The sequence below is a fragment of the Vibrio sp. PNB23_22_6 genome, from assembly GCF_052877535.1.
This window is the reverse complement of sequence record NZ_JBNFXP010000053.1, coordinates 1-3,492: the sequence shown is the minus strand read 5'-3', so window position 1 is coordinate 3,492 and position 3,492 is coordinate 1. Positions and strand designations below refer to the sequence as shown.

Annotated in this window: 4 protein-coding genes; 2 read left to right on the top strand and 2 right to left on the bottom strand. The window is 39.5% G+C overall.

The annotated features are described in order from the left end of the window. Positions 1-14: 14 nt before the first annotated feature. A complete protein-coding gene (locus tag ACVA54_RS19515; RefSeq protein ID WP_218562344.1) occupies positions 15-425 on the bottom strand; it encodes a hypothetical protein in 411 nt (136 codons plus the stop codon). A 72-nt stretch (positions 426-497) separates the two neighbouring features. Here ACVA54_RS19515 and ACVA54_RS19510 point away from each other — a divergent pair, with 72 nt between their 5' ends. Further along, positions 498-860 carry a hypothetical protein gene (locus ACVA54_RS19510; RefSeq protein ID WP_446617789.1) on the top strand — a complete coding sequence of 121 codons (363 nt, stop codon included), beginning with the start codon at positions 498-500 and terminating at the stop codon, positions 858-860. Positions 861-870: 10 nt separating this feature from the next. After that, positions 871-2,064, top strand: a complete 1,194-nt coding sequence (locus ACVA54_RS19505) for a tyrosine-type recombinase/integrase (protein WP_446617788.1) — start codon at positions 871-873, stop codon at positions 2,062-2,064. Between the two features lie 998 nt (positions 2,065-3,062). Here the strand turns inward: ACVA54_RS19505 and ACVA54_RS19500 are convergent. Further along, positions 3,063-3,257: a hypothetical protein gene (locus ACVA54_RS19500; RefSeq protein ID WP_446617787.1), complete on the bottom strand. Its 195-nt coding sequence runs from the start codon at positions 3,255-3,257 to the stop codon at positions 3,063-3,065. Between the last annotated feature and the right edge of the window lie 235 nt (positions 3,258-3,492).

Genomic DNA, 3,492 nt, shown 5'->3' with positions numbered 1-3,492 from the left:
GGTGGTGGCTGGTGTTATACGGGCTCTTGTGTAACTACTTCCTCATTTACAGAACTTTTAAATCTGTAGACCCGCTTAGTAACTTTTCGACCTTCACCAGATGCACCTAAAGAAACAGTCTCGCTCTTCGCGTCAGCAGATAAACCAGCTTTTCCACTAAGGGAATTATCATAAAACTCTTCTATTTCGACTTCTAAAGCGCTGTCTATTCTTCTAGCAATAGCCAATTCTTGTTCAACTTTGGCTTGGTCACGAGCAAATTGCATTTGAATTTTTTGCTTTTCAGCTTCCAATCTCAAAGCCTGCAAATCTTTATTGGATGCATTTTGCATTGCCTTCGATGACTGCTCTACACTTTCCGCTACTAGCCAAATTAATGGGTTCGTCTGTTTTAAAATACCTTTAGTTTTATTCCAACTGGACATTGTAGTTCCTGTATTATTATGAAAATCAAAAACATATTAAATCCATGATACTGATAAACATGGAATTTAAATATGAACAAGATCACCAACCTTCAACAAATCACAACCCTTCCAATCACCTCAACCCTACAAGAACAAGTCAAAACCATACTCACCGAACCATTTCACGATGAAGCAGAAACCCAACGGGCATGGGATGAACTGCAATGTGAACTCTGGTTTCTCACATCAATTTCCGAAATCTCTGCCGTCGTCGTCGACGATATCGAAAGGCTAAAACGAGCACTGACCTATACCGAATTCGAAGACGATCTGGACTACGGAGCAGTGCTGACACTAAGCATTGTCGAAGACTCTGGTAAGGGTATCTACCTACTGATACCTAAGACACTACTCACCGAATTACGCCAGTATTTCTCAATCGAGAATGACTAAGGAGGCAGTGATGCAATCCCGAAAATTCAAATTCAATAAGCGCCAACTCGACTCACTACCACCGACGTCGCCGTCGAGCAAAAGTAAGGAAACGGAATACACTGACGAGTTGTGTAGCGGTTTAAAATTAATCGTCAACCGTCAGGGGAGGAAGCGTTTCCTCTTTAGGTACACCTATAATCGGGTCAAGAAATCAGTTCAGCTTGGCGAATACCCTGCAATAGACATCAACACGGCTAGGCAAATTGCTAACGACCATAAGCGAGAAATTGCACTAGGTAATGACCCTAAAGCTATTCGAGACGAAAAACGGAATGTACTCACATTCCAAGAGTTCGCAGAGCTGCACTATCTTCCCTATGCCATGATGAACAAGCTCACGGCTAAAAGTGATGCAGGTAGTCTCAAGCTACATTTCTACCCGAAATGGGGTAAGAAACCACTTACTGATATCGGACAGCAAGATATTCAGAAATTGTTGGATGGATTACTTGAGGGACGCAAACCTGCAACGGTGAACAGATTACGTTCCTTAATCCTACGTATGTTCAGGCTTGCAATGGAATGGGGATTCGTAGACAAGCATCCGGGACAATACATACGAAAACTCAAGGAGAACAATGTTCGTCAGTTTTTCCTTAATCGTCAGGAGGTCGCCAACTTCATCAGGGCATGTAACGAGGAACCTAATCGCACTCAGGCTAATGCATTAAAATTCGCTCTGCTAACGGGAATGCGTATAGGGGAAATAACTAGCTCAAAATGGGAATGTCTTACCGTCGACGACGACGGCAATTGGAGTCTATTTCTCCCCCACACAAAGTCCGGCCTTTCGAGGACAGTACTGCTAAACGATCTAGCTAAGGAGGTAATGAAAGATCAACGCAGATACCAGAAGTTAAAGAACCCATACATCTTCGCAGGTGATGCAGAGGGGCGTCCAATAGCTCATCCGAAGAAAGCATTTGCTCGAATCAGGAAAGCATCTGGCATTAAAGATAGCTTTCGCATCCACGATCTTAGGCACAGTTTTGCATCAATTTTGATCAATTCAGGCAATGCCACGCTATATGATGTTCAACACTTGTTAGGGCATCAGAGTCCTCAAACTTCAACTCGTTATGCTCATTTGGCTAGTTCAAGGCTGAGAGAGGTAAGTGCTAATGTGGCTGAGTTGGTTGGGGATGTGAGCGTAAAAAGGTAACGATAAAAAGGTGGCGAGTGGTTTCTTGCTACTTTTTTACATATTGCTACACTTCTACTTATCATTTTTTAGGGATTGGGGGATATATTTGAATAATAACTTAACGTCAAATTCTCTGGTGAGAACGATACATAATTCGTGGCAATTAGGAATATTACGATTTCATGTAATTGAACCTAAATATGATTGCAGGTTTCAACATGAGTGCAATACTATCAATCACAATCTAGGCGTAAAAACAGTCAGTATTGATCTTTTGAGTCTAGGTGATGATTACAGAAAAAAATCTCTGATAATGGATATAATTCGCGATAGTGATCAGCCAATGTGGGTTTGGTTTTTAAATTGTGAGGCTTTAAACAACACGTCTCTAGCCGGTTGGCTGCGATCTATTCTCTCCACATATTACGTAGAACATATTCGAGCTGTTTTTGTTCTTGATAATGAGGAACTATACAAAAATATTTTCCGAAATTATTCAAAGCCTCTCTACGAATTCACAACAAATCTTAAGGGTTAAAGTAGTTGAGCAACGAGGATAGGTGGCTTGATTTGACTCAGATGCCCCCCTTCTATGTGGACTGTTTAAATCACTAATATTATTATTTTTAAACCGTTAAATAATTAACAGTCACCATTTATTATGGTGCGATTTTTAGGTTTACCTAACCAAGCAAGTAAAGTTAATCCCTTGTTAATTGAACTAGACTTTTATATAAAATGGCGCCGCTGATGTTCTAGCTTAATTGATCAACAACGCCAAAAATAATTATCGGTTGAAATATTTATTGAATGCGTATATTGTTCCGCTGATACCACCAGCAATGAAACATAGATAGCCAAATTGTGCTGTATTATTATCTACACCAAATAATGTCGAAAATAATTCAATCATTATTACTCCATTAATTAATAGTGGTTGTCATTGTACACACAAAAAAGGCCTGTTTTAAATTAGATGTAATAATTTAAAGCAGGCCTTCGAAACAGATTGACTCTTAAATAAGTTCTTTGAGCATAGCAAACCTTTCTTCGAGTTTTGAACTCTCCCAAAGCTCTTGTTTACCGCACATAAACAATTGGCCAATCTTTGTCAACACATCCAATTCAGTCATATGTAGCAATGCAACATATCCGTTAATCTCAGCCTGTGTTTGAATATTAGCCTGTTCAATTTGAGTAGCGTAGTTCATAGATAGTTATCCTTACCTCTAATGTTGTTGAGGTAAAGATACTGCAGATGAGTCTGAATTGCAAGTTTTTTTTGGGATAAATTTTCTCACTGTCATTATATTACCACACTAAGATAAAGACAAGGATTTTTTTGGTTTTTTTTATTATTTCATGCTCAGCACTACCGAGACATACATGCTGAGGTGCTTCCTCTGTGTTTGAGCTCTACTAAATCCACAACCACCAACTCAATCG